Genomic DNA, 25352 nt, shown 5'->3' on the forward strand with positions numbered 1-25352 from the left:
CACAGTTGGGGCGGGCAGGTGTCAACGGCGGGAGAAGCGGAAGGAGCGCTAGCGCAAGTTCAACACGCGAAACTGTTTGCCGTCGGAGAGGGCGAGGCGCAGGGGGCGGGGTGGGCCTGCGGGAGGGACGGTGACTTCGGCCCAGAGTTCGTCACCGGGAGCTAGCGGGAAGGGCGCCTGCGCGTGCTCCGCGATGAAGAACTCAGTGAAACCGGAGAGGATCGCGGCCTCGCAGGGTTGACCGGCGGCGAGGGTGAGCGTAGTGGCGGGGGCGGGGTCCTTTGGGTCGGCGAGGACAGCGGATAGCTTGCCGTTCTTTGCGACGGGAAGAACGTTCCAGGTCTCGGCGCTAATGGGACCCCATCCGTGCAGGGTGTTGCCGAAAGTTTTCGTGGGCGCTGTGGGGGGAAGATTGCAGGCGTCGGCGCGGAGGGTCAGCGCGAGATAGCGGCCGCGGATGGGCTGGTTGGGATCGAACTGCACGGTGCGCGTCCAGACCTGAGGACAGGTGTGGCGTTCCCAGGCATACTTTGCCGCGATGCTGAGGACGAGCGCAAGCTGCACGGCGAGAACCATGAGGCCTTTGGTGCGGGTAGTCATGCGGTCACCTCGGGCGCGGTCATTTTGGAGAGGAGGTTGCGCCGAACGCGCTCCAGCAACCAGCCACCTAGGAGAAAGACGACGCCGAGGCCGATCAGGCCGAGTGAGCGGCCGAGCTTATCCATGAGGCTGGAGAAGTAGAACCAGCCGACAGTGATGGCGAAGACGGCGATGCCGTAGTTGGCGATGGCGCGAGAGGATTCGCGAACTCCCCAGGCGGCGAGGATGATCGCGACGAGGGCGACGAGAGCGTAGGCGAAGAGGCTGGGCTCGTCGTGCGTAAATGCCTGGCGCGAGAATTCGTTCTGATCGTGAACGGTGGTTTGCAGCCACGGGAGAGCGAAGACCATGACAAAGATCGCGAGGCCGGGGATGATGCTGCGGCGCTCCCACATCCAGCCAAGGGCAAGCATCACCAGCATGAAAGCGATGGCGCCGAAACGAAAACGGAATGGAAGCGTTGAGTGCGGTTGCAGCCACCCGTCGCGCCAGCCTTCGGTCAAGATCTCGGTGGTCACAATCAGCGCGATCGCGGAAACAGCAAAGAGCACACCGAAGACGGCCTGCTTACGCGAGTGCAGGAAGGCTGTGAGATAAACGATCGCTACCATGGCAATCATGCGCTCGAGATAGACATCCTGGCCGGCGTAGACGCTGGCGCGGTACGTCCACTCGGAGATAAGCCACGCCGGAGCGAGGAGCATGAAGCAGATCTGTTGAAACTGGTCGCGCAGCCACCACCAGCCGGCTGCCGCGCAGAGCGCCCACAGCAGGATGGCGGCGGGCCAGTGCTCCTGCATATTGAAAATCTGGCCGACCATCGCGATGGCCGCGCCGGCAGCGATGGTGCCGACGCCGTGCAGAGCGGTGGCCATGGCGGGAAATTTCTGTGCCGCGAAAATGGCTCCGAGGTGGAGGATGGTGAGCATGGCGACCACCAGGGCGAGGCGCTCGTTGGGCGAGACCTGGTCCCAATGCGCGGCGACGAAGAGTAACACGCCGGCGCTTAGAAGAATGCCGCCGAGGATCACGGCGATGAGGACCTGCCAGCGCTGGCCGCTTGGTTTTTCTTCGGCTTGCTCGAAGGCGCGAATTCGCTCGACGGTGGGCGCATCGATGAGGCCGGCCGAGCTCCATCGGGTTAGCTGCTGCTGCCAAGTCAACATGGTGATTTGCGGAAGTACATCACGCGGCGAGCAAACGCGCAACGAAAATCGGTGCTGGCTGCGCGGAATGGTTATCATGGCCAGAATGAGTGCACCGGATCGAGATACGCTGGGGAGTTTGTTGACGGAGGCGCGGAATCCTGCGAGTGAGCATTTGGATACGCTGCCGACGCTGGAGATGCTGGCGCTGATCAACGCCGAAGACGCGAAGGTTGCGGGCGCGGTGCAGGCGGAGTTGCCGGCGATTGCGAAGGCTGTCGATGCGATTGCGGAGCGGTTTCGGCGGGGCGGGCGGCTGTTTTATATCGGCGCGGGGACCAGTGGGCGGCTGGGGGTGCTGGACGCGAGTGAGTGTCCGCCTACGTTTTCTGTGAGCGCGGATCTGGTGCAGGGGTTGATTGCTGGCGGAGATTTGGCGCTGCGGCTGTCGAGTGAACATTCGGAGGATTCGCGTGAGGCGGGGGCGGGTGATCTTATGGCTGCCGGGTTCGCTGAAGGCGACACGCTCGTGGGCATTGCAGCCAGTGGGCGAACGCCGTATGTGCTGGGGGCGATGGAGTACGCGAAGAGCCTCGGCGCGCTGACGGTGGGGTTGAGTTGTGTGCCGGGATCGTTCGTCGCGAAAGCTGCGGACATTGCGATTACGCCGGCGACAGGGGCAGAGGTGCTGATGGGGAGCACGCGAATGAAGGCGGGGACGGCGACGAAGCTAGTGCTGAATATGTTGTCGACGGGCGTGATGGTGCGAACGGGCGCGACGTTTGGCAACCTGATGGTGAATATGCGGCCTACGAATGCCAAGCTGGTGGATCGCGCGGAGAGGATTATCGCTGTGGCGGTGGGCTGCGACGCGGGGACGGCGGCGCGATTGCTGGCGGAGTCGGGAAACGATGTGAAGGTGGCGATTGTGATGGGGAAGCTGGGCGTGGGGCGCGAGGTGGCTGTGGAGCGGCTGGCGAAGGCCGGAGGTATCCTCGCGGATGCGCTTGCTGCGAATAATTCATAAGGCCGTTCATGATGGAGCAACAAGCCGGGGTTAGGGTGGGGGGCATGCGAACCTACTTTTCCCAAACGTATCTGAGGGTGCTTGGACGCAGGGCGCTGCTTGGTTTGGCTTTCGTGGTGATTGCCAAGCTGGCTGTTGCGTAGCTCGCGCTGACAAGCGCCGCCGGCCACGGGAGCAGACGCTAGCTGAAGAGGGTGTGCTTGCGAGGCATCTCGATGCCTAGATGTTCGTAGGCGAGGCGGGTGGCGACGCGGCCGCGGGGGGTGCGGTCGAGGAAGCCGATCTGGATGAGGAAGGGTTCGTAGACTTCTTCGAGGGCGTCCTGCTCTTCGGCGAGGGCGGCGGCGAGGGTGTTGAGGCCTACGGGGCCACCATCATATTTCTCGATGATGGTGCGGAGCAGGCGGCGATCGAGCTCGTCGAATCCGTGGGCGTCGACTTCTAACATTTCCAGGGCAGCGACGGCGGTAGGGCGGTCGATCCTGCCGGCGGCGCGGACTTCGGCGAAGTCGCGGACACGGCGGAGCAGGCGGTTGGCGATGCGGGGTGTGCCGCGGGAGCGGACAGCGATTTCGGCGGCGCCGTCGCGGTCGATAGGGACGCCGAGAACTTCGGCAGAGCGTTCGACGACCCAGCGGAGTTCGTCGTCTGTGTAGAACTCCAGGCGGAGGAGGATGCCGAAGCGCGAGCGTAATGGTGAGGACAACAGGCCTGGACGCGTTGTTGCCGCGACGAAAGTGAAGGGGTCGATGCGCATGACGTGGGTGCGGGCCGATGGGCCGGTGCCGATCATGATGTCGAGCTGATAGTCCTCGAGGGCGGTGTAGAGCTTCTCTTCCATGACGGGCTGGAGTCGGTGAATCTCGTCGAGGAAGAGAACTTGTTTGGGCTTGAGGTTGGTGAGGATGGCGGCCATGTCGCCCTGGACCTGGAGGGCGGGGCCGGAGGTCTGCTGAAATCCCACGTCCAGTTCGTTAGCAATGATGGTGGCGAGCGTGGTTTTGCCGAGGCCGGGAGGTCCAAAGAGGAGGACGTGGTCGAGGGCCTCACCGCGCGACTTGGCGGCCTCGAGGGCGATGGCGAGCTGCTCCTTGGCTTTGGTTTGGCCGATGAATTCGGCGAGGCGCTTGGGGCGCAGTTTGAGCTCAACCGCATCATCGTCGTCGACGCGGCCGGCGGAGACCAGGCGGTCGGCCTCGGTGCTGCGGGGCGCGGTGGTGCCGAGGCCAATTTTTCGTTTTTGCTCGAAGTCCATCCTGAGGCGAGGATAAGGCGAAGCGGACGTTGAAGCAATCTGTGGAAGGAAGTGCGGGGAGTTTTCGTGGGGGCTGATACGAAAGGCGCGGCGAAGGCGAGGGTATCTTGCGAAGTTGCGGCGGCTAAAGGCGGGATGTGCGCGTCTATAGTGGGCATGCACCTTAACGCATTTGGATGGCGGCCGCTGAGGAACCGGATTCCGGGAGAGCTCATGTCCGTATCTTCACGATCGCATCTGGGGCTGGCGGCGGCGCTGCTGGCGGGCTCGATGAGTGGGGCTGCGCAGCAAAACGAGTCGCGGCAGGTTAGTCAGCCGACTTCCGCACCGCAGGCGGCGCAACCGGCAAATTCGTCCGTGCTGCATGCGCGCACCGGACCTCCGACTCGGACGATTCACCTGGATGTGGTGGTGACAAATAAGCCAGGGCAGCCGGTCGCGGGGCTGGAGCAAAAAGACTTTACGGTGATGGATGACAAGACGCAGCGCGAGATTACGTCGTTCGAGGCGGTCGATGAGCGGAAGCAGCCAGTGACGGCGATCCTCCTGATCGATGCAGTGAATACGGGGTATACCGAGATTTCGGAGGAGCGCATCGAGATCGACAAATTCTTAAGGGCCAATGGCGGGAAATTGGCGCTGCCGATATCGCTGGCGGTGTTCGGCGACCAGGGGATCAAGATGCAGGGGGGATATAGCCGCGATGGCAACGTGCTGGCGGACGCTTTGGCAAAGTACACGATCAGCCTGCGGGAGATTGGCCGGTCGGCGGGGTTCCAAGGAGCCGCGGAGCGCCTGAATGACTCGTTGAAGGCGATCCGAATCCTGGCGGCGTATATGTCGCAGCGACCGGGCCGGAAGATCATTTTGTGGGTGTCGCCGGGCTGGCCGCTGCTGTCCGGGCCGGGGGTGAACCTGACGGAGAATCAGCGGACCCAGATCTTCAACGAAATCACCTTCTTGTCCACGACCTTGCGCGAGGCGCAGACCTCGGTGTATGCGATCAACCCTTTGGGGGTTGGAGAATCAGTTGGCCAAGCATTTTATTATGAGCAATTTACAGCGCCCGCAAAGAAGCCGTCGGATGTAAATATGGGAAACCTGGCGGTGCAGGTGATCGCAAAGGAAACGGGTGGGCTGGTACTCAACAGCACCGGCGTTGCAGCGTTATTGGAGGAGTCGGTGGCGGATAACGTCGCATACTATCGGCTGTCGTTTGAGCCACCACCAACGGAGAAACGAGATGTGTATCACTCCTTGAAAGTGACGGTGGCGAAGCCAGGTCTAACTGTAGCCACCAGCACCGGCTACTATGCTGAGCCGTAAATTTTGGTTGCCTGGGACTGGGGCAATGGCTCAAAAAAACACCTGTGGCAAAAACAACATATGGCTTGCGTCTTGAGGCGAAGAAGTTGCGTCTCACTGATGCGTAACCGTTTTGTCATGTTGAACGAGCGGGGAAAGTTAGTGTGCGGGCCGGCGGGATGCTGCTCTGCGGTTGGTTAAGGGACGAACTCAAATTTTGGTCAGGGTGAGCGTCGACTCTCAGGCGCACACCGGATGGGAAGTCATTGATGAAGCGCCTGATTTCGATATGTCTTACGGTATTTTGCTGTGCCTGCCTGATGCTCGCAACGGAACGCCGTGCGATGGCCTATGTCGATCCAGGTTCGGGGCTGCTGGCGCTGCAGTCGATCGGATCCATACTGGCGGCGGCGGGATTTTTTATGAGACGGCGTATTATGGGGCTATTCAACAAAAAGAAGCCCCTTGCGAGCGCAGAGCCGCGCTTGGTTAATTCGCGTTTGGCGGGGCGGAAAGAAGATTCTCGTAACGCAGCATGACCAATGGGACGCCTACAGCCACATTCCGTGACCCCGCCGGATCTCTAAGACTGGAAGGCGATTTCGCCATCCGCACCATCCATCCTGAAGCCCGCGACCAGGTGATGGAGTTTGTCACTTCGCAGTTCTGTAACCAATTGCAGGACCGCGGGGACATGGTCGCCATCACGATTAAGGAAACGCCGGCGGGGCTGCAGCTGCTGCATCCGAGGGTTCCGGTGCCGACGTATCCGTGGGAGTGGACGCCTTCGCAGTGGCTGGCGGCCGCGGAATTGACGCTATCACTGTGCTCAGAGGCTCTCAACGAAGGTTGGGTTCTGAAGGATGCAACACCTCTGAATATTCTGTTTGTGGGTTCTCGGCCAGTGCTGGTGGACGTGCTGTCGTTTGAGCGGTGGGACCCGGCGCCGAAAGAATATCCCTCGCACATCTGGCTGGCGTATGGGCAGTATGTTCGCACGTTTTTGCTGCCGCTGTTGATGAACCGGCTGCTGAGTTGGCCGCTGGAACTATCGCTGTTCAAGCGCGATGGATATGAGCCGGTGGAACTGTATAAGGCGTTGAGCTGGCGGCAGCGGCTTTCGTCCGAGGCGTTCTGGCCGGTGACGCTGGCGGCTCGTTTGGACGCGAAGAGCGAGCAGAAACCGGCGGTAAAGACGCCACCGCAGCACAAGTCTCCAGAGCTGGCGCTGCATCTGCTGAGGCGGACGCTCGAGAATCTGCGCAAGCAGACGCGTCGAGCGATGCCGGAGTATGCAGGCTCGGAGTGGTCAAACTATACGGCGACGCTTACGCACTACTCGGCGCAGGAGAGCGCGCAGAAACTCGACTGGGTACGCAACGTGCTGGAGGAGCTGAAGCCGACGCGCGTGCTGGATATCGGAGCAAACACAGGAGTATTCAGCGCGCTCGCTGCGGAGCACGGAGCGCAAGTGGTTGCGTTGGAGCGCGATGCAGCGGCAGCCGAAAGCCTGTATCGGATGACCTGCAAGAGCCAGCTATCGATCCAGACAATTCATGCGGACCTGGCGCGGCCGACGCCGGCGGCGGGCTGGGAGAACCACGAGACCAGCAGCCTGCTTCACCGGCTGGAAGCGAAGTCAGACGTGGTGCTGATGCTGGCAGTAATCCATCATTTGATTTTGATGGAGCAGATTCCGATCAGCGCGATTCTGGATTTAGCGCACAAGCTGACGTCGCAAACCCTGGTGCTGGAATGGGTACCGGTGTCCGACCCGATGTACCAGAGCTTGATGCGCGGTCGGGACGCGCTGTACGGCTCACTGAGCGAAGCCGACCTGTTGACGGCGTGCGAAGGCCGCTTTCAAACGCTTCGCAGACAGCCCCTGGAGAATGGTCGTATTCTATTTCTCTTCGCAAAAGAATAATGGCGAGAGAGTAATTTAAACTAGCGCGCCATGGTTTGGGATAGAGCAGAGACACGCCTGGAGCCTTCGCGCACCGAGACATTGAAAAGGACAAGATGCTGAAGAAGCTCGGCCAGTGCCTCGGCCTCGCCTCCATGTTGCTGGTCACGAGCTACGGCGACTTGCTGGGCGGCGGATATGACGTCCGCATGCATGTGCCGTTTGGACTGCACGGAATCGCGTGGGCGCAGCTGACGGACATTGTTTTGCTGGGGCTGTTGTTGTTCGCGGTGATTGGCCCCCTCTCGCGCGCGCGGGCGTATCCGTGGGTGCAGTTGTTGCTGACCATCGCGGTGCCACCTTATCTGATCCTGCTCACACGCTCGGAGATTTCCCTTGCTGTGACCAAAAACCTGGTTCTGCTGCTTGCCATCGTCTGGACGGCATTTGTGCTGTTGCTGTGGATCAGGTTCAAGGACGCGTATGGCAAGCTGATGCGCGTGGGCGAGTTCGTTGCGGCTTTCTTTACGGTGTTCTGCCTTTGCAGCATTCTTCAATTGCTTTGGATTCTTCGATGGAAGCCTGGGCCGCACCAACAGACCGCGGGGTGGGCGACGACACAGCCGGCGCGCGAACATCCGCGACTGGTGTGGATTGTCTTTGACGAACTCTCGCATGACCAGGTGTATGAAGATCGCGCGGATGGCCTGGCGCTGCCGAACTTCGATGCCCTGCGCAATGAGAGCACGGTGTATACGGATGTGCAGCCGATCGGCGACCAGACGGTGAAGATCCTGCCGTCACTGCTTAGTGGCCATGTGATTGATCGTTTCAAGTTTACTTTCGACAATCGCTTGCGGGTGCATGATCGCGGCACGCACGGCTACACGCAGCTGACGGGGACGGAGACGGTGTTTGCGGATGCGCAGAAGAACGGTTGGCGCACGGCGGCGGTGGGCTGGTACAACCCGTACTGCAGTGTCTATGCGAATAGCATCGACGACTGTTACTGGATGAACCTCGACCGGATGGATGGCCCGATGGCGCAGGATGCGAGCTTCTGGAGCAACGTGTGGTCACCGCTGAAGCAGGCGGGACTGCAGATCGTGTGGCCCGCGCGCGCGGACGAGAATATCTGTACGTACGGGGTGCGGCAGCGGACGAAGACCTATGTGGATTTGGAAGAGCATGCCGCGCAGGTGCTAAAGAGCGACCAGGCTGACTTCATCTTTCTGCACCTGCCTGTACCGCATAGTCCGGCGATCTGGAACCGCGCGCGTGGTGACTATGCGCAGAGGTGCGGAGGTTCGTACCTCGACGGCCTGGCCCTGGCTGACCGGGAATTGGGGACCATCGAGGCGACGCTGAAGAGCTCCCCGCGCTGGAAGGATACGACGCTGATCGTGGAAGGCGACCACTCGTGGCGGCTATGGCTGTGGGACGATCAGCCGGGATGGACGGCTGAAGATCGCGAAGCGTCGCAGGCGGGATTTGATTCGCGGCCGGCGGTGATTGTGCATCATGCCGGCCAGACGCAGGCGAACGAGAACACCACGCCGTGGAGCCTGATCAACGTGCATGCGGTAGTTGAACAGGTGCTCCACGGCGGGGCGGGACGATAGCTGCTTTAGTACTTGAAACGATAGCGAAACTCCCCGTAGATCTGTCGCGGGTCGTTCCAGTGAAATCCGCCGAAGGTCAAGCTGTTATCCAAAAGTACGCGGACATTTGCCACATTCAGCGCGTTCACAGAGAGAGTGTATTTCTTCGCGAACGTCTTGCCGACGGCAAGATCGAAGGTGGTATGGCTGGGCAGATACGGTCCGGGATACTGCGCCTGCGGCGTTCCATATTGGCCGTTGACGAAACCCGATCCGTAATAGACATTGGTCGACGCGGTGACCTTTCCGGGAAGAATGCCGTCGAAGCCCACGTTCAACGTATTTCGCTGATCGTGGTCAACCGGTGCGAGTCCCGGCGGATCGAACGGACATGCCGACGTGACCGGAGCCGGACAGATGAGACCTCCCGTGATCGGCGACGTCGCTTGCGCAATCTGGTTGGCATACGCAAGATGGAACTGGCCATGATGGAAGACATCGGGAGAGTGCAGGTTCAGGCTCCATCCCTGGATCAGCGCATACGACCAGGTGATCGGCCAGAAGATATTCGACTCGCCAATGTTGTTGTGGTCCAGCCAGTTCTCCGCCCTAGTCTGATAGTTGTTGATGTTGAGAGTCCAGTTGCGGTACGGGATCGTTACGCCGTATTGCCATTGGATATCGCGCTCACCATGCAGAGGAGCGAACGCAAGATTCTGGCCGTTTGCCAGGTCGAGCAGAGGTCCGGTGGCCGTGACTAGAGGCGGCGCCTGATAGTAGTACCCATAGAAGCCGGTGAAGACCCAGTTCAGGCGCGGGATGCGAAGAGCAGCACCGAAACGTGGATCGGTGGCAGTCTCAGAGATCGTCGCGTTGAACTGCGTTGCGCGGAAGCCCGTGATCAACGTGAACCAGGGAGTGATCTTGAATTTGTCGTTTACGAATTCAGCGACGACACCGCCGTTGACAACGATCGAAGACGCCGGGACGTTGGGTGTACCGTCCGTGAACACATTGTTGAAGTAGTTGTATTGGTGCTGGCCAAACCCATAGAGGCCGGCCTGGAGATCGTTCTTCCAGAAGGTCCTATGGAGAGCGGCCTGCGTTCCCGCATAGCTCGCGTTCTGATCGACGGTCGAGATCACGGGAGTATCGTTTGGACCGCCCTGATAGTCGGCGCCGTTGTAGTGGTAGAAAGGCGAAACCGTGAGCAGGGTCTTTGGATCAAAGGTGTGGATCCACGAAAACGTGACATAGCCGTCGGGCTCACGCTCGGCGTCACGCAGGCCGCTCGATGGATAGACCTGGTTTCCGATTGAGTTGGGATCGGGGTCGATGGGGATCTGGTAATAATCCTGGCGCAACGACGTGACCACCCGATATTGATTTTTGGAATCAGGATTGAAGATGAACGACGCGAATCCGCCGTAGCCGTTCACCGCATCATGAACCACCTGCGGAATAGGGGTCTGGAGACCGTAGTTGCTGCGGTTCCCATTCAGGCTCGCATAGTAGGCAAAGCGCTGCGTGTGTCCTCCGCAACTAATTTGATCATCCGTCTGATAAAAATTTCCAGCCGTGATGACGAGGTCGCATTCCCTGTTGCGTTCGAAACCTGTTCGTGGCACAACGTTGAAGACGCCGTAGGTGCGATCCCCATAATCCGCGTCGTAGCTGCCGCTGTAGACCTCGAGCGTATCGATATCTCGAGGGGCGATCTGCGGGCCCAGGTTAGTGGCGATATTGGTGTTGGGAATCGGGACGCCATCGATCAGCCATTCGACCTGGTGGCCACCCATCATGTGCAGCATGTCGTGCGTCATGTACGTCGCAGGCACATAATCCGTGATCATTTCCATGCCGTTGGTGCGGTCTGCTCCCGGAGTTTGTTGAATATCTATGCGGCTCAACATCGTGGTGGGTGTAACGCTATCGGTCGACACCTGGCCCGAAGTTCCTGGCACCACCACGCTCTCGTTCATGCCCGCGATCGACAAGGGGAAATGGAGAACGGGGCTGGTGTCGGACTGAACCATGACGTCCTGGCTCATTTGCTGGAACCCGTTCGCTGAAACCGTGACGGTGTAATTTCCGATGGGCACGGAGGTGAAGACAAACTCGCCGTTCGCGTTGGTTTGCGCCGAGCGCGTGAACGCTGAGTTTTGCGCTTTCAGCGTAAGCTGAGCCCCCTGGATGGGGCGATGCTGTGGGTCGTGAACGATGCCCTGCACCGTGCCGAAGATGGAGGCCCATGCGAACGTGGCGGGAAGGAGGAACACAAAGAGACTGAGGAATAGGCGACGCGCGAGATGCGACCGTCGATGCAGCACAAAGGGGTACATGGAGATTTTCCTGGGTCACGCGAACGTAACGATTTGCGGCACTTAAGAGAGCACGGCGGAGACTCGCAGCTGCAGTACAGCAGGAGATTCGCGACGCGTACGAGTGCTAGGCGAGGACCGAGGGAGGGCCGCGTTTTTGGCGGGAGCGATCGAAGGAGATGCGGCGCAGGCACTCGGTTTGCGCAGCGGGTGAAGGCTCATGAAGCGAGAATGCGGCTTGCGTTGGAGCAGCGCCGAGGGTGAGGGTCTGCAGATGCGTCGCGCCGAGCGAGCGCTGGCGGTAGGGGCACTGCTGGGGCTTTGCGTTGATGCGAGTCGATCCGTCGGGTTCGTGCAAGAGCAGCGCGCGAGCTTCCGGAGACATCTCGCAGTGATGTTGTGCGCCGCGGCGGCAGCAGGCAGGCAGCGTTGATTGTCCCATCGCGCCGGTGGTGAGCGCGGGGGCAAAGCTGGGGAACAGGGTCGCCCAGAACAACAGGATGGATAAGAGGCGTCGCTGCATGGCCTACGAGTTTTATTTTCGCATGCCGGCGTTTCAGGGGTGCAATACGAGCAGGAGGCTGGCGTGTGGCGGGAGATCCGCGGAGGCGCCGCTCTGCACGCCTAGCTCCTTCCCTGCCCAGACGTCGTGGACGTTCCAGTGGTGATTGCCGAGTGTGGGGCTGAGATCCGCGAAGGTACCCCTCAAATTCATCGGGGCATCGCTGGTATTGAAGAGGGCAAGGGCGATCCGGCTACCGGGAAGGTCGGCCTGCCAGACGATGAAGTCTTCGCGTTTTAGAAGCTGAAAGCTCTTCGTTGCAATTTGATTAATTTCGATGAGATCGCGGTTGGTGAGCAGCGCGAGCGTGGGCTCGTCGAGCAGCGTGAGATTGGCGCCGACGATCAGCGGGCTGCGCGTGATGGACCACAAGGTCAGCTCGGTACGCTGCTCGTCGGAGGATAGATGCGAGGTGCGTGCCTTGCCCCAGCCGGGTTCGGGACGTAGCTCGCCGATGGGAAGCATGTCGGCGTCAGGCCAGTTGCCGGGTCGCGCGTACGGGGCCCACGCAGCGAGTCGGGCGAACTGGTCCTTCGTACCTTGCGGGAATGTCTTGCCCGGCGCGGCGGCCCATACATCCCACTCGTCATCAGCGATGCGCCACATGTTGGCGAGTCGCGCGACGTCTGATGCATGCGCGAGCGCGGTGGGGCCGGGCGAGAGGCTGAGTACGATGGGCCGGCCGGTCTTCTGGATCGCGCGATGAATCATCTCGATCTCATCCAGCTTGAAGGGGTGGTCGGCGATGCAATCAACCTTGAGCAGATCGACGCCCCAGGAGGCGTACTGGCGCAGCAGCGAGTCGTACCAAGCCTGGCCGGCAGCGTTGTCGCGAACACCCCAGTTGGTGGGATCCCAGGGGCAGGCATCCGTCAAATCAGCGGCGTCCTGCGCGTGAAAGCTGCTGCCTTCAATCGGCAGATTGCGTTCGACAGCCGCGCGCGGAATGCCGCGCACAATGTGGATGCCGAACTTGAGGCCTTGCGCGTGAACCCACGCGCCGAGAGCTGTGAAGCTGGTCGATTCGATCGTGGCTGAAAGTTTGTGCGTGGCATCAGCGGGGCTGGTTAGTGGGGTAGGCGAGCCCGGCGCGATGGCTGACGGAAAGCGCGCGGGGACGGGGACATAGCGGCCGTAGGGGTCGATGGCATAGTGCAGCTTGTCGGGGGCGGGACGGTCGCTGGGGTTCTCGAAGAACCAGCCTTCATCGATGACGGCGTAGTTCCAGCCGAAGGGAAGAAGCTTGTCGCGGAGCACGTCGACATTCGCGCGGAACTGGGGCTCGGTGATGGTGAGTCCGTAAGCGTCCCAGCTGTTCCATCCCATGGGTGGGGTGGGAGCTACGCTTGACTGCGGCTGCTGCGCTGCTGCGAGCATCGAGAACATTCCTGCAAATGCGATCCAACGGACGAAGAGCCTCATGGGGTCGACGATAGCATTTTGCGGGCACCGCGCGCATGTACCGTTAGGTGAGCTGGACCAGGACGGCGCTGAGTGCGGGCACGTAGCAGGAGAGTTGCGTGCCATTGAGCGTGAGCGAGTAGGACGTGCCCGGCTCGAAAGCGCCGTTGGTGGCAACCGTTGCGCCTTGGATGGTGATGCTGGAGAGCGCGGCCAGACTGGGCATGCTGGCGCCGGCGGAGAGCTGGGTCATCTGCTGCAGGGTTGCGCTGGACATGGCCTGCGGCAGAACGATGCTGAGGTCGAGGTTTTCCGTTTCATCCTTGTTGACCAGCAGAACGCTCATGCCGTCTGCGGTCTGGAGCGCATAGGCGGTCACGTTCAACATGCCAGCCGAGAGCTGCGTACTAAGCAGGCTTCCCGTGCCGGCCATGGCAGCGAGCAGTGCGCCATAGAAGACTGGCTGCGGTCCGAGGACGATGCCGTTATTGTCCGTAATAGCGGTGGCTGCTTGTTGGCCGCCGCACTGGAGGTTGACGCCAGCGGCGCCCGCGAGGGCAGTTTGAAAGATGGTGTCGATGACCCAGAGCGCGGATGCGTAGCTGTTGCTGACGCCCGGTGCGCCGCCGTCGTCGTAAGAGCTGAGCGCGTCGATGCGGAAGGGTACGTCGATGGATTGCGCGCCGTAGTGCAGCATCAGGAGTTCGGTGGAGAGCGCCGCGTCGGGGCTGACCAGGTCGTCGACGCTGGCATTGGATGCCGGACCGCGAGTGTGGTGCTGGGTGAGCAAGTTAATCTCGTCGCTGGTGACGTATTCGCCGAACGGCAGCGTCCAGGTGTCGAGATTGCTGCCGGCGGCGGGGCCGCAAAGGTGCGCGCCGGGCGTCACGGCGACGATGGCCGAGCGGTACTGCTGCCAGAGAGCCTCGAAGATCTCTACCGACCAATTATTGGGGTAGAAGCTGCTGCCGTAGGTTTCGCATTCGTTGCCGAGTTCGACGCCGAGCAGCATGGAGCCAAGCTTCTGCGCGACGTAGGCGACTTCTGCCGCAGCGAGCGCCGGGGTCGTGGCGCCCGTGGCCGAGCCGCCGAGGTTGATGCCGTAGATGCAGCTCCAACCCGTGGCGCCAAGGAAGGATGCAAGCGCGTCGACGTCCGGGGGTGCCACCTGGCCGGGAGTGTGGCCGGGGCCGTCGGCGGTCCACACGCTTTGATCAACGGATGCGCCGCCAATACGAAGGACGCCCGGGCCGAGGCGCTGGAAGAGACCAGGCAGATTGCTGTCGGTGAATATCGGCGTGAGCAGAGACTGCTTTTCGTAGGCCAGGCCGAGGAAGCCGGGGTCGAACGAGCCTGCGGCGGTGGAGGAGATGGTCAGGGAGGCGGAGGTAATCGCGCCGATCGGCAGCGGTTGCGTAACCGGAACGGGAGGTTGCAGGGGCGGCGTTGGAGGCGGCGGCGCTGGAGGCGTTGCGGGCGGGGTTGTGGGCTGCGGCGGCGCAGGCGGCGCAGGCGGCGCGCCGTTCGAGGAGCTTATCGAGCGGACCAGCGCGGCGCCGCAGCCGGTAAGGACGGAGCTGGCGGCGACGGCAGCGAAGCCGTGGAGGAGCTGACGCCGCGAGAGAGCGCGGGTTGAGAACCTTGGGTTGAGGGTGCGCGGAGCCATCTGAATTCTCCTGCGGCTGTGCGTTTCCACAGACCAGCTACGGCAAAGTCTAAGGACGGGTCTCTAATCGTGGGTAACTTCTAACTCACCAAGAGGCGTGTAGCAGAACCGACCACAACCGTGAGAGTTTTCTAATACTTCGAGGCAAACACGGGGGCTTCGTGGCGGGAGGTTTTCTTTCGTGGCGCAGCGAGATTGGGCACGCGGGCGCGGGACTCTGTATCCTGAGAAAAGGCTGATTCGTGCGTAGCGAGTGCAAGGAAGCCAGACACCTTAAGGACCCGCAATGCCGCTTTACGAATACGAATGCAGTGCCTGCCATCGCCGCACCGAGAAGATCCAGAAGTATTCTGACGCTGAACTGACCGTTTGCCCGCACTGTAGCGGACCGCTGGAACGGACCATCACGGCGGCGGCGATCTCGTTCAAGGGCGGCGGGTGGTACAAGGACGGATACGCTTCGGCGAAGCCGGCGGCTTCGGGCGAAGGCTCGGCTAGCGAATCTGGCAGCGGCTCGGACAACGGCGGTTCCAGCAGTAATGTTGACAGCTCTGCCACGTTGTCCGCGAGCGCTGGCGACGGGGCAAAGTCCAGCAGCGACGCCAAATCGAGCGAGAGCGCGAAACCCGCAGAGAGTCCGAAGCCGGCAGCAGCGAGCCCCGTCCCTGCATCCTCTGGCGCCGCTAAAGACTAACCGCACGCTGCCGATAGATGCAGTGTTGTGTCCGGTGCACGACTGTTAACCGACTTGCTGATAGCGGATTAGCTTCTGCTCCGCGCAATTACACAACGTTTATCGGATTGATTTATCATCCACCCATGAAGCTCTCTCGTTCGCTCCGCAAAATCGGCGACCACATCGAGGACTCTGTCGATCGCGTGACCGACGACGGGAGTTCGTTCTTGCGCAATGTCGGCTGGATATCGGCGGGCATCGCGACGCTGGCAATCGGTGTTGTAATCGGGCGCGAACTCCGTCAGCGCTACAAGTTCAATCGCCGGACGCCGTATGACTTTTATGCGCATTCCGGTGATCAGGCGCAGGATGTCGAGTTTGGCGTAGGAATCTAAGCGAAAAATCCCCCTGACTTAGGGCTCGAAGCTGTGCTCATCGCCAGATTTCCGACAGACGTCCTTTCCTGACGCCGACGGCGATCGCCGGGCATCTAACTGGATGTATCGTTGCTTATGGCCCTCTCCCTGCCTAACCTCGCCGAACCCGAGCACGCTGCGTCAGCGATGGTGTCTGCGGCACTGCACGCGGAATGCGGCGAGGCGCTGAGGTTGCGCGATGGTCATGGCCGCGCGCTCACCGACTTGCGGCTATCGGTAACCGACCGCTGCAACTATCGCTGTGTGTACTGCCGGACCGGCAACGAGGGCGCGCAATTTACAGAGCTGCCGATTGCGACCTATGCGCGGATACTGCGAATATTTGTTTCGTTGGGGATCGAGAAGATTCGGCTGACCGGCGGCGAGCCGCTGCTGCGCGAAGGATTGCTGGATCTGATTCGAGAGACGGCAGAGATGCGACCGGCGTTCTCGGACGCTCCACTGGACATTGCGATGACCACCAACGGGCATCTGCTGGCGCCGATGGCTCGGAAGCTGAAGGCCGCCGGGCTTACCCGAATCACGGTCAGCATGGATGCGGTGGACCCAGAGACGTTTACGCGGATCACACGGGTTCCGGGCAGCTTTGAGCGGGTGCGCGACGGAATTCGCGCGGCGCAGGATGCAGGCCTGGGGCCAGTGAAGGTCAACTGCGTGCTGCTGCGTGGATTTAACGATTCCCAGATTGAAGCGTTCGCTGAATTTTCACGGAACGAGAACGTGATCGTGCGGTTCATTGAGTGCATGCCGCTGGAGGAAGACCGTACCTGGTCTCCGGCAACGGTGGTGCCGATGAAAGAGATTCTTGCGCGGCTGAATGCGGTGCGGCCCGTGGTGGCGCTGCCGGCGAATCATTTGTCGGAGACAGCGCGGCGGTTCACCTTCGACGACGGCGTGGGAGAGATTGGCATCATTGCGCCGGTGTCTGAGGCATTTTGCGGACACTGCAGCCGGGTGCGGGTGACGTCGGACGGCAAGCTCCGGACCTGCTTGTTCTCACAGTCGGATCACGATCTCGCGGGACACATGCTGCGCGGAGCAAAGGACGTTGAGATGGAGAGCCGGATTCGCGATATCGTCCAGCACAAGGAAGCTCGGCATCACATTGGTGAGCCGGGATTTCTCAAACCGTCGCGCAGCATGGTGCACATCGGCGGCTGATCAACGCGGGTGAGCGTGATCCCATGAGAGTCGCTCTGTCGGGCCGAACATGGAAATCAAACGTTTTCTCAGCTATGCTAGAGAACCGCTTGGACTTCGTTGAGTTGCAGCGGGAGGTTAAGGGCAGACGCTGCAAAGGGCAGAACCGCTCGGAAGGGGTAAGCGGCAACACTTGCCGTAGATCATGAGCGACCAACGTAAGGGCGATCGGCGACAGCTGGCCTCCATCGACTCGCGCCAGATGGATAGCCTGCGTGTGTTCCACGAGGTGGCGCGCGCGCTGACGTCGAACCTGAAGCTTGACTCGCTGCTGCGCTCCATCATGGCGAAGATGGAGGAGTTTTTCGGACCCGAACACTGGTCGCTGTTGATGGTGGATGAAGAGACCGGCGAGCTCTACTATGCGCTGTCGACGGGGCTGGATGATTCCATGCTGAGCGATCTGCGGCTGAAGCCAGGGGAAGGTATCGCGGGCTATGTGGCCGCCACGGGCAATCCCCTGGTGGTGGCCGACATCAGTGCCGATCCTGACTGGTCTCGGTATGCCAAGGCCCATCCGGAGTTAAATCTGCGCTCGATCGCCTGCCTTCCAATTCGCCATGGCGACCGCACACTGGGCGTGCTTCAGCTTAACAACAGCAAACTGGACCTGCTGCCCGAATCATCGATCGCGTTCCTTCGGGTGCTATGCGACTACGCGGCGATTGCGCTGGAGAATGCCCGGCGCGTGAAACTGATCCATCACCTGAGCATCACTGACGACTGCACGGGACTGTACAACGCCCGGCACCTGTACACGCTCCTGGAGCAGGAGATCACCGACCACGTCTCGAAGAGCGCATTCCGCGTTGTTACGATCATGAAGCCGCACTTCAGCCTGCTGTTTTTGGATCTGGATTATTTCAAGCGGGTGAATGACCGGCATGGTCACCTGGTAGGATCGCGGCTGCTGGCCGAAGTGGGCAACCTGTTGAAGCGACTGCTGGGTCCGGATCACGCGGCGTTTCGGTATGGCGGCGATGAGTTTGTGGCAATCCTGCGCGGACTCGACAAACCGGCGGCAACTGAGTTCTCGCGCCGAGTGCTTGAACAGCTCTCGCAGACACGCTTTCTTACCGGCGAAGGACTTTCGCTCTCCATCACCGCGAGCCTCGGGCTGGCTACGTTTCCGCAGGACGGGAACACGTTGCACGAGTTAATTCGTTCAGCCGACACGATGATGTACATGGCGAAGGACAATGGCCGCAACCAGTTAATGATCGCCGACAGCACAGCCCCCGGACCTCATCCCTCGCCAGGAATCTCGCGGCACGTCTAAGCGGTTACAGTGGAGTGTGCCCCCATTCCAACAGGCCGGTGAAGTCCCAAAACGCGTGGATGGCCCCAGGCTCTTCCGCAAGATTGCCTGGCGGCTGATCCCGTACCTCTTCCTGCTCTACATTCTTGCCTACCTGGATCGCGTGAACGTGGGCTTTGCCGCGCTGCAGATGAAGCATGATCTGCGCCTCAGCAACACGGTCTACGGAACGGGGGCGGGCATCTTCTTTCTGGGCTCTGCGCTCTTCGATCTGCCCAGCAACCTGATGCTGGTGAAGGTGGGGCCGCGACGCTGGATTGCGCGCATCATGATCAGCTGGGGCGTGATCGCGACCTGCATGATGTTCGTGCGCGGGCCGGTTTCGTTTTACGTGCTTCGGTTTCTACTGGGCGTCTGCGAGGCGGGATTCTTCCCCGGCATGATCCTGTACCTCACGTACTGGTTTCCTTCGCGTCAACGTGCGGGCGCGATTGCGAAGTTTATGACCGCGACGTCTATCGCCGGCGTGGTGGGAGCACCGATCTCGGGATGGCTGCTGAACCTTGACGGCTTCTCGCGGCTGCACGGCTGGCAGTGGCTGTTTCTCGTTGAGGGCATTCCCAGCTTTGTGATGGGCTTCAGCGTCCTCTACCTGCTGAAGGACAAACCCGATGATGCGAACTGGCTGACCCACGAAGAGAAGCTGTGGCTGGACGCAGAACTGGAGCAGGACCAACAGGCCAGCGGCGCCGCGGAGAAGCACAACCTGATCGACGCCTTCCGCGAGCCGATGATCTGGCTGCTCGCCGCGATTTGTTTTGTCGACCAGGTGGGCGTCTACACCGTGAACCTATGGATGCCGCTGATCCTGACCAGTTTTCTGCATGGCACGGCGGCGGCTAGCTCCACGCTCTCGGCTGCGGACACTAGCCGCATTGCAACCTACTCGACGATTCCTTACTTCGCGGCGGCCATCTTCACCGTGGCCGTCGGGTATAGCAGCGACCGCAGCGGCGAGCGTCGCTGGCATATTGCCGGCTGCCTGATTCTGAGCGCGATCGGCTTTGCGTGGGCGGGCACGACGCACTCGCTGGTAGCGGCGCTGATGGGGTTTACGCTGGCGGCGGTCGGATATTGGAGCATCATGGGGCCGTTCTGGGCGCTGCCCACGAGCATGCTGGGCGGGCGCGCAGCAGCCGGCGGCGTGGCTATCATCATGATGATCTCGGGCGCGGGAGGATTCGTGGGACCGTATCTTACGGGGCGGCTGCGCGATCTCACGCACGGCTTCTCTGGTGGCCTGTACACGATTGCCGCGTTGACACTAGTGGCTGCCGCGATGTGTGCTCTGCTGCCGCGGCGGCCCGTCCGTGAGTAAGACACAACGCTAGGACATGCCGATGATCTCGCCATCCTCATCGACATCGATGTCGAGTGCGCGAGAGACCTTGGGCAGGCCTGGCATGAGCATCATGGAGCCGGCGATGACCACAAGAAATCCTGCGCCGGCGGAGAGCGCGACGTCGGTTACGTGCAGCGTCCAGCCAGTGGGCGCGCCCATACGCTTGGGATCGTCGGAGAGCGAGTACTGTGTCTTCGCGATGCAGACGGGCAGGTGGCCAAAGCCCCAGCGCTCGAAGCGAGCGAGATTCTGCCGCGCGCCTTCGCTGAGTTCGATGCCGTCGGCACCGTAGACCGAGCGCGCCACCTTCGTGATCTTGTCGATCGCGGAATCACCGGGTGCATAGGTTGTGGTGGGCTCAACATCTGGATTCGCGTCAATGACCTCAACGATTTTGTTCGCCAGGTCGACCGCACCCTCGCCGCCTTTCGCAAACGCCTCAGACAGCGCGAAGGACGCGCCGTGGTCCTCGCAGAACTGGTGCAAGGTTTCGAGTTCTGCAAAAGTGTCGTTGGGAAAGCGATTGATGGCGACGACCACGGGCAGATGAAATCCGCGCACGATCGCGATGTGCTTTTCGAGGTGGGCGAAACCGCGCTCTAGATCTCCCTCGCCCTGGTTGCGCAGGCTCTGCACCGTAGTTACGAGCACGGCGACGGACGGCTTGATGCCGGACGTCGGCATTACGAGATCCATGTACTTTTCGAAGCCGAGATCGGAGGCAAAACCAGTTTCGTTCACAACGTAGTCGGCGAGTCGTAGCCCGATCTCGTGCGAGATGACCGAGCTGGTTCCGTGCGCGATGTTGGCGAAGGGCCCGCAATGCACCATCGCCGGTGTGCCTTCTGTAGTCTGCGCGAGGTTGGGCAGAATGGCTTCGCTGAGCAGCGCCAGCATGGGTCCAGTCGCGCGCAGGTCGGCCGCAGTCACAGGCTCGCCCTTACGGTTTTGGCCGATCACGATGCGCGCGATGCGGCGCCGCAAATCGTCGCGACCCGAAGCCAGCGAGAGGATCGCCATGATCTCCGATGCAGCCGTGATGAGAAAGCTGGCAGCACGATTGCTGCCGTCGCGCTGGCGTTTGTCGGGAGCCGTAACGCTTACGACGATGTTGCGCAGCGCGCGATCGTTCATGTCCACCGCGCGTGGCCAGGTGACCGCGTCGGGATCGAGGTCGAGCTCGTTGCCATGGAAGAGATGCGAATCGATCAACGCGGAGAGCAGGCTGTGCGCCGAGGTGATGGCGTGGAAGTCACCGTGGAAGTGCAGGTTGATCTTTTCGGCCGGCTCAATCTGCGAGCTACCCCCGCCGGCAGCGCCCCCCTTCATGCCGAAGACGGGACCAAGCGATGGCTCGCGGGAGGTGATGATGGCAGTCCTGCCAATCTTCTCCAGGCCCTGCACGAGGCCGATGGACGTAACCGTTTTACCCTCGCCGGACGCGGTTGGCGAAGTCGCGGTGACCAGGATCAGCTTGCCGCGACGATCGCCGCGAGGGCTTTGCTTGAGCAATTCGAGGCTGAGTTTGGCGCTGACGGGCGTGCGTCGTTCATAGAGGTCGTCCGTCAGGTTGAGTTTGGCGGCGACGGCTTCAATGGGCAGCAGATTCTTCTTCAAGAGGTCCTCAGGGGAATCCGCGCCGCAGACTACAGACAGTCTCCGCGCGGGCTTCGACACACTCCAGCATATATTCCGGCGCGAGGAAAACCGATGCCGGCGCAGGCGAAGGGTTGCGGATTAGAACTTCTGAGACTTCAGCCATTCGCGAAAGGCAGGTCCGACGCCATCGTGTTTGATGGCGAAATCGACGGTTGCCTTGAGGAATCCAAGCTTGTCGCCTGCGTCGTACCGCTGGCCAACGTAATGAAATCCGTAGACTTGCTCAAACTGCAGCAGCGCCTTGATGGCGTCGGTAAGTTGCAGTTCCCCACCCTCCCCCGGGGTAAGCTGCTCAATCATCTCGAAGATCTTGGGGGTGAGAATATAGCGGCCGATGATCGCATTCTGACTTGGCGCTTCCTGCGGCTTCGGCTTTTCCACCAGGTTTTTTACGGCGACTAGCCGCGGATTCGTGGGATGGTCGGTGCAGTCGAGGCAGCCATACATCGAAATCGCATCGCCCTCGACAACTTCGGTGCCAAGGACGGTGGATTGGGTCTCGTCGAAGGCTCCAACCATCTGGGCCAGGCATCCGCCTTCGGCATCCACGATGTCATCGGGCAGGATCACGGCGAACGGTTCATCGCCAACCAACTGCTTCGCCATCAGCACAGCGTGGCCGAGACCGAGCGGTTCGGGTTGGCGGACATAACTGATGCGCGCCAGCTTGGAAACGGCACACGTAATCTTCAGCAGATCCGCACGACCTTTCGCCCGCAATGCAGCCTCAAGCTCAGGCGAGCGATCGAAGTGATCCTCCATCGTCGTCTTACCACGACCGGTGACGATGATGACGTCGGTGCAGCCTGCGGCGACGGCCTCCTCCACGGCGTATTGGATCAGAGGCTTGTCGACGAGCGGAAGCATCTCCTTCGGAGTCGCCTTGGTGGCGGGTAGGAAGCGAGTGCCGAAACCGGCTGCGGGAATAACTGCCTTGCGGATTTTTTGCGGAATCATTGAACTCGATGTCTCTCTACTGTTTTACCTCTTCAGTATCGTCAGGTCGAGAGCCGAGCATGAACGCACGCAGAGGGAGGGTCGTGGTACAAACCAGAAGGACCGGAGGAAAACGGGATGCTCTGGCTCAGATGGCGAAATGATTCTGACAGGTTGCCGCGCGGCCTGCAAGGCACATGAGTATGCAATCGATTGCGCGGGGGAACTTCGTCATCCGCACACCAGTGCTGGGCTTTGGCTGCTCCGCCGTGATGGGACGTGTGGGCCGAAAAGCCTCGCTGGCGGCGCTCGCGGCGGCGTATGACGCCGGTGTCATCTTCTATGACACGGCGCGCTCCTATGGATACGGAGAATCGGAGGGCCTGCTCGGAGAGTTCCTTCGCGGCCGCCGCGATCAGGTGTTGCTGTCCACCAAATTCGGTATTCGGCCGGCCGCCGCGAGCCCCCTGAAGCGGGTCCTGAAGCCGGTGGCGCGCATGCTACTGCAGGTTGTTCCGGGCGCTCGCAAAACGATGCAAGGACAGCTCGCCTCCATGTCATCTGCCGGACACTTCAGCGTGGACGCATTGCATCAGAGCCTGCACGAAAGCCTGCGCGCACTGCGCACAGATTACGTCGACTTCCTCTTCCTGCATGAGGCGCCCGCGAGCGTTCTTCAGCAGGACGATTTGTTCACCGCGCTTAGGAAGCTGGTGGACGCGGGCAAGATTCGACGCTTCGGCATCGCCTCGCAGCCGGAGGTGATCGAGGCCGCGATCACGGGTCGTGTACTGGGACTTCAGGCCGTGCAGTTTCCCTGCAACCTCTTCAATATGAGTCTGGCGGAGAAGTGGCAGCGAGCGGCCGGTGATGTCCTCGCCGTCGCCAACCATCCCTTTGGCGGCGCCGCTGGTATCGCAGCGAGCAAGGCGCTACTGTCCCAGCTTGCGAGCGCTCCAGGCACACCCGCGACGCTGCGCGAGAAGCTTCTTCCAATGGACGGTGCGGTGCTCGCGGATTTTGTGTTGAACGCGATCACCCGCGACACCGGTATGCACGTGGTGGTGCCGTCGATGCTGCGGCTGGACCATCTGCGCGCAAATGTCGCAGCGATGGAACACAGCCGCTTCAGCTCAGAGGAAATCCGCTGGCTGCGTGGCGCGATCACCGGATCGACGGCGGACCGTGGGCTTGAGTACTAGAGCACCGGGCTGTCGTTATGCAGCATCGCCTTGCGGATCACCTTGACGGGAGCAAATCCCTGGCGCATGAAGTCGTCGTGGAAGTGCTGGAGATTGAAGGCAGCGCCCTCTTTCTTCTGCACGTCGGAACGCAGCTTCAGGATCTCCAGCTTCCCCAGCGTGTAGTAGAGATAGAGCGCATCCGCTGTACCTCGTTTGGTTTCGACTTCCGCGATGGGCCGCGCCTGGTAGCCTTCCTTGACGAAGAAATCTTCCGCCTCGGGAATCGTGAACGCTCCGCCAACGCCGGTGTGCATGCGGATACCGGCGACGAAGCGCGCATCGCGCAGCAGCGCATCCTGCAGCTGTCCGAGTCGAATCAACTCGGCCTCGCGTTCGGTCGCTGCTCCTGCGCCCGGCTGTCCATAACCCTCATCGAGCATCATCTGCTCGCAGTAGTGCGCCCAGCCTTCGATGTTGGTATTCGAGCCCAGCACCTTGCGGATGGTCGACGGAAACTGCGGCGTCCAGAGGAACTGAACGTAGTGTCCGGGATAAGCCTCGTGCACGCTGGTCGAAACGATGGTGCCCATGTTGAAGGCGGCCATGTATTCAGATGTGCGCTGCGCCGACCAACTCGGTTCCGGCAGCGTCACGTTGAAGTAAGCCTTGTTGGAGTTGGTCTCGAACGGTCCGGGAGGATCCATCGACGCTTGTGTGGTGGCGCGCATGAACGGCGGTGTCTCTTCCAGCGTAGGCTGCACGTCACTGGGAATGGTGATGATGTGATGCGTGCGAATGAAGCCGATCTCCGAATCGAAGCGGTCGCGGAAGGCTTGCAACAGTTTGTCCGGCGCCGGGTGCATCGTCGCCAGCTCGGCCAGCTCCTGCTGCGGCGTCTTCGTGGGATCGATTTCCTTTGCGACCCGAGCGAACTCCGCCTGGTTCTTGTGCAGATCGTCATAGCCAATCTGCAGCAGGCGATCGAGCGGAATCTCGACCATCTCGTTATACGCAAGCGCCTTGGAGAACGTGTCCGCGCCATAGCGGAAGTCGCCATTCGAGCGCGGCAGCAGATCGGTCTTCATCCACGCGGCATAGCTCTTCAACGCATCAATGACAGCAGCGTTGCTCTTCGCGAAGTCCACCTTGGCTTGCGGATCGGTTGCGGAGGCAAAGGCGCTTGGCACATCCTTTTGGAAAAAACTGACGTCGTCGTCAATCTGCTCCAGCGCAATCTCGGCGTAAATGTGTGGCGGATTCTTCAGGTTCGCGCGCGCATACTCGAGTGCCTGCGGAATCTGCTTCTCGCGGTCGATCGCAGCGCGGAGGCGCACATCTACCGAAGCGTACGGTCGCTCCATGATCACGAAGATCGAGTTGGTCACGCCGCTCGAATACTGATCGGGATTCTTTTCCCAGCCGCGAACGACTTCCAGCTGGAGGAGCTGCCCGCGCACATTGTTTAGCAGAATCTGGTAGTCGGCGGCCGGCTGGGCATCGAGCGCGCTCGGGTCAATCTTCTCGAGCTTCTTCTCAAAGTCATGCAGAACCACGACTTCACGCTGCACGCCCGCAGCCGAGTAATCCTCCAGCTGCGAGTCGTACTGATGCAGGCCGGCTGCGGTACCTTCGGTCGGCGCAAATTTGAAGAGAATGTTCTCGAAGTATTGGCCGCTGAGATAGTCGAACGTCTGGTTGCCACCGTCGGCCGCGAGGTTCTGCGCGTGTGGTCGAGGGGTAGCCATAAGGGTGGCGAGAAGAGGAAGGGCAAGGAAGCGACGAAAATTCATGATGGGCAAAGTGTAGCGCAG

Annotated in this window: 21 protein-coding genes; 11 read left to right on the forward strand and 10 right to left on the reverse strand. The window is 61.1% G+C overall.

What is annotated here, in order from left to right; genetic code table 11:
- Positions 1-48 precede the first annotated feature (48 nt).
- Together GSQ80_RS00410 and GSQ80_RS00415 are read right to left on the reverse strand one after the other, a co-directional pair.
- Positions 49-600: a hypothetical protein gene (locus tag GSQ80_RS00410; protein ID WP_158785537.1), complete on the reverse strand. Its 552-nt coding sequence runs from the start codon at positions 598-600 to the stop codon at positions 49-51.
- Positions 597-1766: a DUF2157 domain-containing protein gene (locus GSQ80_RS00415; RefSeq protein WP_158785538.1), complete on the reverse strand. Its 1170-nt coding sequence runs from the start codon at positions 1764-1766 to the stop codon at positions 597-599. Before GSQ80_RS00415 ends, GSQ80_RS00410 begins: the two co-directional genes overlap by 4 nt.
- Positions 1767-1842: 76 nt before the next feature.
- Here GSQ80_RS00415 and murQ point away from each other — a divergent pair, with 76 nt between their 5' ends.
- The gene (gene murQ / locus GSQ80_RS00420; protein ID WP_158785539.1) at positions 1843-2772 is read left to right on the forward strand and encodes an N-acetylmuramic acid 6-phosphate etherase; all 930 of its coding nucleotides are present in this window, start codon (positions 1843-1845) and stop codon (positions 2770-2772) included.
- A gap of 181 nt (positions 2773-2953) precedes the next feature.
- On the opposite strand, the gene ruvB is transcribed toward murQ, so the two are convergent.
- Positions 2954-4027 carry a Holliday junction branch migration DNA helicase RuvB gene (gene ruvB, locus GSQ80_RS00425; RefSeq protein ID WP_158785540.1) on the reverse strand — a complete coding sequence of 358 codons (1074 nt, stop codon included), beginning with the start codon at positions 4025-4027 and terminating at the stop codon, positions 2954-2956.
- Positions 4028-4240: 213 nt separating this feature from the next.
- Here ruvB and GSQ80_RS00430 point away from each other — a divergent pair, with 213 nt between their 5' ends.
- The 4 genes from GSQ80_RS00430 (at position 4241) to GSQ80_RS00445 (ending at position 8860) form a co-directional block, all read left to right on the forward strand.
- Positions 4241-5353: a VWA domain-containing protein gene (locus GSQ80_RS00430; protein ID WP_158785541.1), complete on the forward strand. Its 1113-nt coding sequence runs from the start codon at positions 4241-4243 to the stop codon at positions 5351-5353.
- Between the two features lie 248 nt (positions 5354-5601).
- Positions 5602-5871: a hypothetical protein gene (locus tag GSQ80_RS00435; protein ID WP_216850066.1), complete on the forward strand. Its 270-nt coding sequence runs from the start codon at positions 5602-5604 to the stop codon at positions 5869-5871.
- Positions 5868-7259, forward strand: coding sequence for a bifunctional 2-polyprenyl-6-hydroxyphenol methylase/3-demethylubiquinol 3-O-methyltransferase UbiG (locus GSQ80_RS00440; protein ID WP_158785542.1), 1392 nt, complete (start codon positions 5868-5870; stop codon positions 7257-7259). Before GSQ80_RS00435 ends, GSQ80_RS00440 begins: the two co-directional genes overlap by 4 nt.
- 95 nt (positions 7260-7354) lie before the next feature.
- Positions 7355-8860, forward strand: coding sequence for a sulfatase-like hydrolase/transferase (locus tag GSQ80_RS00445; RefSeq protein ID WP_158785543.1), 1506 nt, complete (start codon positions 7355-7357; stop codon positions 8858-8860).
- A 5-nt stretch (positions 8861-8865) separates the two neighbouring features.
- Here GSQ80_RS00445 and GSQ80_RS00450 read toward each other — a convergent pair whose 3' ends face one another.
- The 4 genes from GSQ80_RS00450 to GSQ80_RS00465 form a co-directional block, all read right to left on the reverse strand.
- Positions 8866-11181 (reverse strand): TonB-dependent receptor, encoded by a 2316-nt coding sequence (locus GSQ80_RS00450; RefSeq protein WP_158785544.1) that lies wholly within the window; start codon positions 11179-11181, stop codon positions 8866-8868.
- A 106-nt stretch (positions 11182-11287) separates the two neighbouring features.
- The gene (locus GSQ80_RS00455; protein ID WP_158785545.1) at positions 11288-11683 is read right to left on the reverse strand and encodes a hypothetical protein; all 396 of its coding nucleotides are present in this window, start codon (positions 11681-11683) and stop codon (positions 11288-11290) included.
- A 33-nt stretch (positions 11684-11716) separates the two neighbouring features.
- Positions 11717-13099 (reverse strand): glycoside hydrolase family 27 protein, encoded by a 1383-nt coding sequence (locus tag GSQ80_RS00460; protein WP_158785546.1) that lies wholly within the window; start codon positions 13097-13099, stop codon positions 11717-11719.
- An 88-nt stretch (positions 13100-13187) separates the two neighbouring features.
- Positions 13188-14789 carry a hypothetical protein gene (locus tag GSQ80_RS00465; protein ID WP_158785547.1) on the reverse strand — a complete coding sequence of 534 codons (1602 nt, stop codon included), beginning with the start codon at positions 14787-14789 and terminating at the stop codon, positions 13188-13190.
- Positions 14790-15075: 286 nt separating this feature from the next.
- Here GSQ80_RS00465 and GSQ80_RS00470 point away from each other — a divergent pair, with 286 nt between their 5' ends.
- From GSQ80_RS00470 to GSQ80_RS00490, 5 genes are all read left to right on the forward strand, one after another.
- Positions 15076-15483, forward strand: a complete 408-nt coding sequence (locus tag GSQ80_RS00470; protein WP_158785548.1) for an FmdB family zinc ribbon protein — start codon at positions 15076-15078, stop codon at positions 15481-15483.
- Positions 15484-15608: 125 nt separating this feature from the next.
- On the forward strand, positions 15609-15860 hold the full coding sequence (locus GSQ80_RS00475; RefSeq protein WP_158785549.1) for a hypothetical protein: 252 nt from the start codon (positions 15609-15611) through the stop codon (positions 15858-15860).
- Between the two features lie 168 nt (positions 15861-16028).
- Complete coding sequence (gene moaA / locus GSQ80_RS00480; RefSeq protein WP_158785634.1) at positions 16029-17063, forward strand: GTP 3',8-cyclase MoaA; 1035 nt, start codon at positions 16029-16031, stop codon at positions 17061-17063.
- A gap of 184 nt (positions 17064-17247) precedes the next feature.
- Positions 17248-18381 (forward strand): sensor domain-containing diguanylate cyclase, encoded by a 1134-nt coding sequence (locus GSQ80_RS00485; RefSeq protein WP_158785550.1) that lies wholly within the window; start codon positions 17248-17250, stop codon positions 18379-18381.
- 16 nt (positions 18382-18397) lie between these two features.
- Positions 18398-19738: an MFS transporter gene (locus GSQ80_RS00490; RefSeq protein WP_158785551.1), complete on the forward strand. Its 1341-nt coding sequence runs from the start codon at positions 18398-18400 to the stop codon at positions 19736-19738.
- Positions 19739-19747: 9 nt separating this feature from the next.
- Here GSQ80_RS00490 and GSQ80_RS00495 read toward each other — a convergent pair whose 3' ends face one another.
- On the reverse strand, positions 19748-21379 hold the full coding sequence (locus GSQ80_RS00495) for a formate--tetrahydrofolate ligase (RefSeq protein ID WP_158785552.1): 1632 nt from the start codon (positions 21377-21379) through the stop codon (positions 19748-19750).
- A 120-nt stretch (positions 21380-21499) separates the two neighbouring features.
- Positions 21500-22378 carry a UTP--glucose-1-phosphate uridylyltransferase GalU gene (gene galU, locus GSQ80_RS00500; RefSeq protein ID WP_158785553.1) on the reverse strand — a complete coding sequence of 293 codons (879 nt, stop codon included), beginning with the start codon at positions 22376-22378 and terminating at the stop codon, positions 21500-21502.
- A 176-nt stretch (positions 22379-22554) separates the two neighbouring features.
- Here galU and GSQ80_RS00505 point away from each other — a divergent pair, with 176 nt between their 5' ends.
- Positions 22555-23559 carry an aldo/keto reductase gene (locus GSQ80_RS00505; protein ID WP_158785554.1) on the forward strand — a complete coding sequence of 335 codons (1005 nt, stop codon included), beginning with the start codon at positions 22555-22557 and terminating at the stop codon, positions 23557-23559.
- On the opposite strand, the gene GSQ80_RS00510 is transcribed toward GSQ80_RS00505, so the two are convergent.
- A complete protein-coding gene (locus GSQ80_RS00510) occupies positions 23556-25331 on the reverse strand; it encodes a DUF885 domain-containing protein (RefSeq protein ID WP_254059370.1) in 1776 nt (591 codons plus the stop codon). The genes GSQ80_RS00505 and GSQ80_RS00510 overlap by 4 nt on opposite strands.
- Positions 25332-25352: the final 21 nt, after the last annotated feature.

It is taken from the genome of Granulicella sp. L46 (assembly GCF_009765785.1).
Taxonomy (GTDB): domain Bacteria; phylum Acidobacteriota; class Terriglobia; order Terriglobales; family Acidobacteriaceae; genus Granulicella.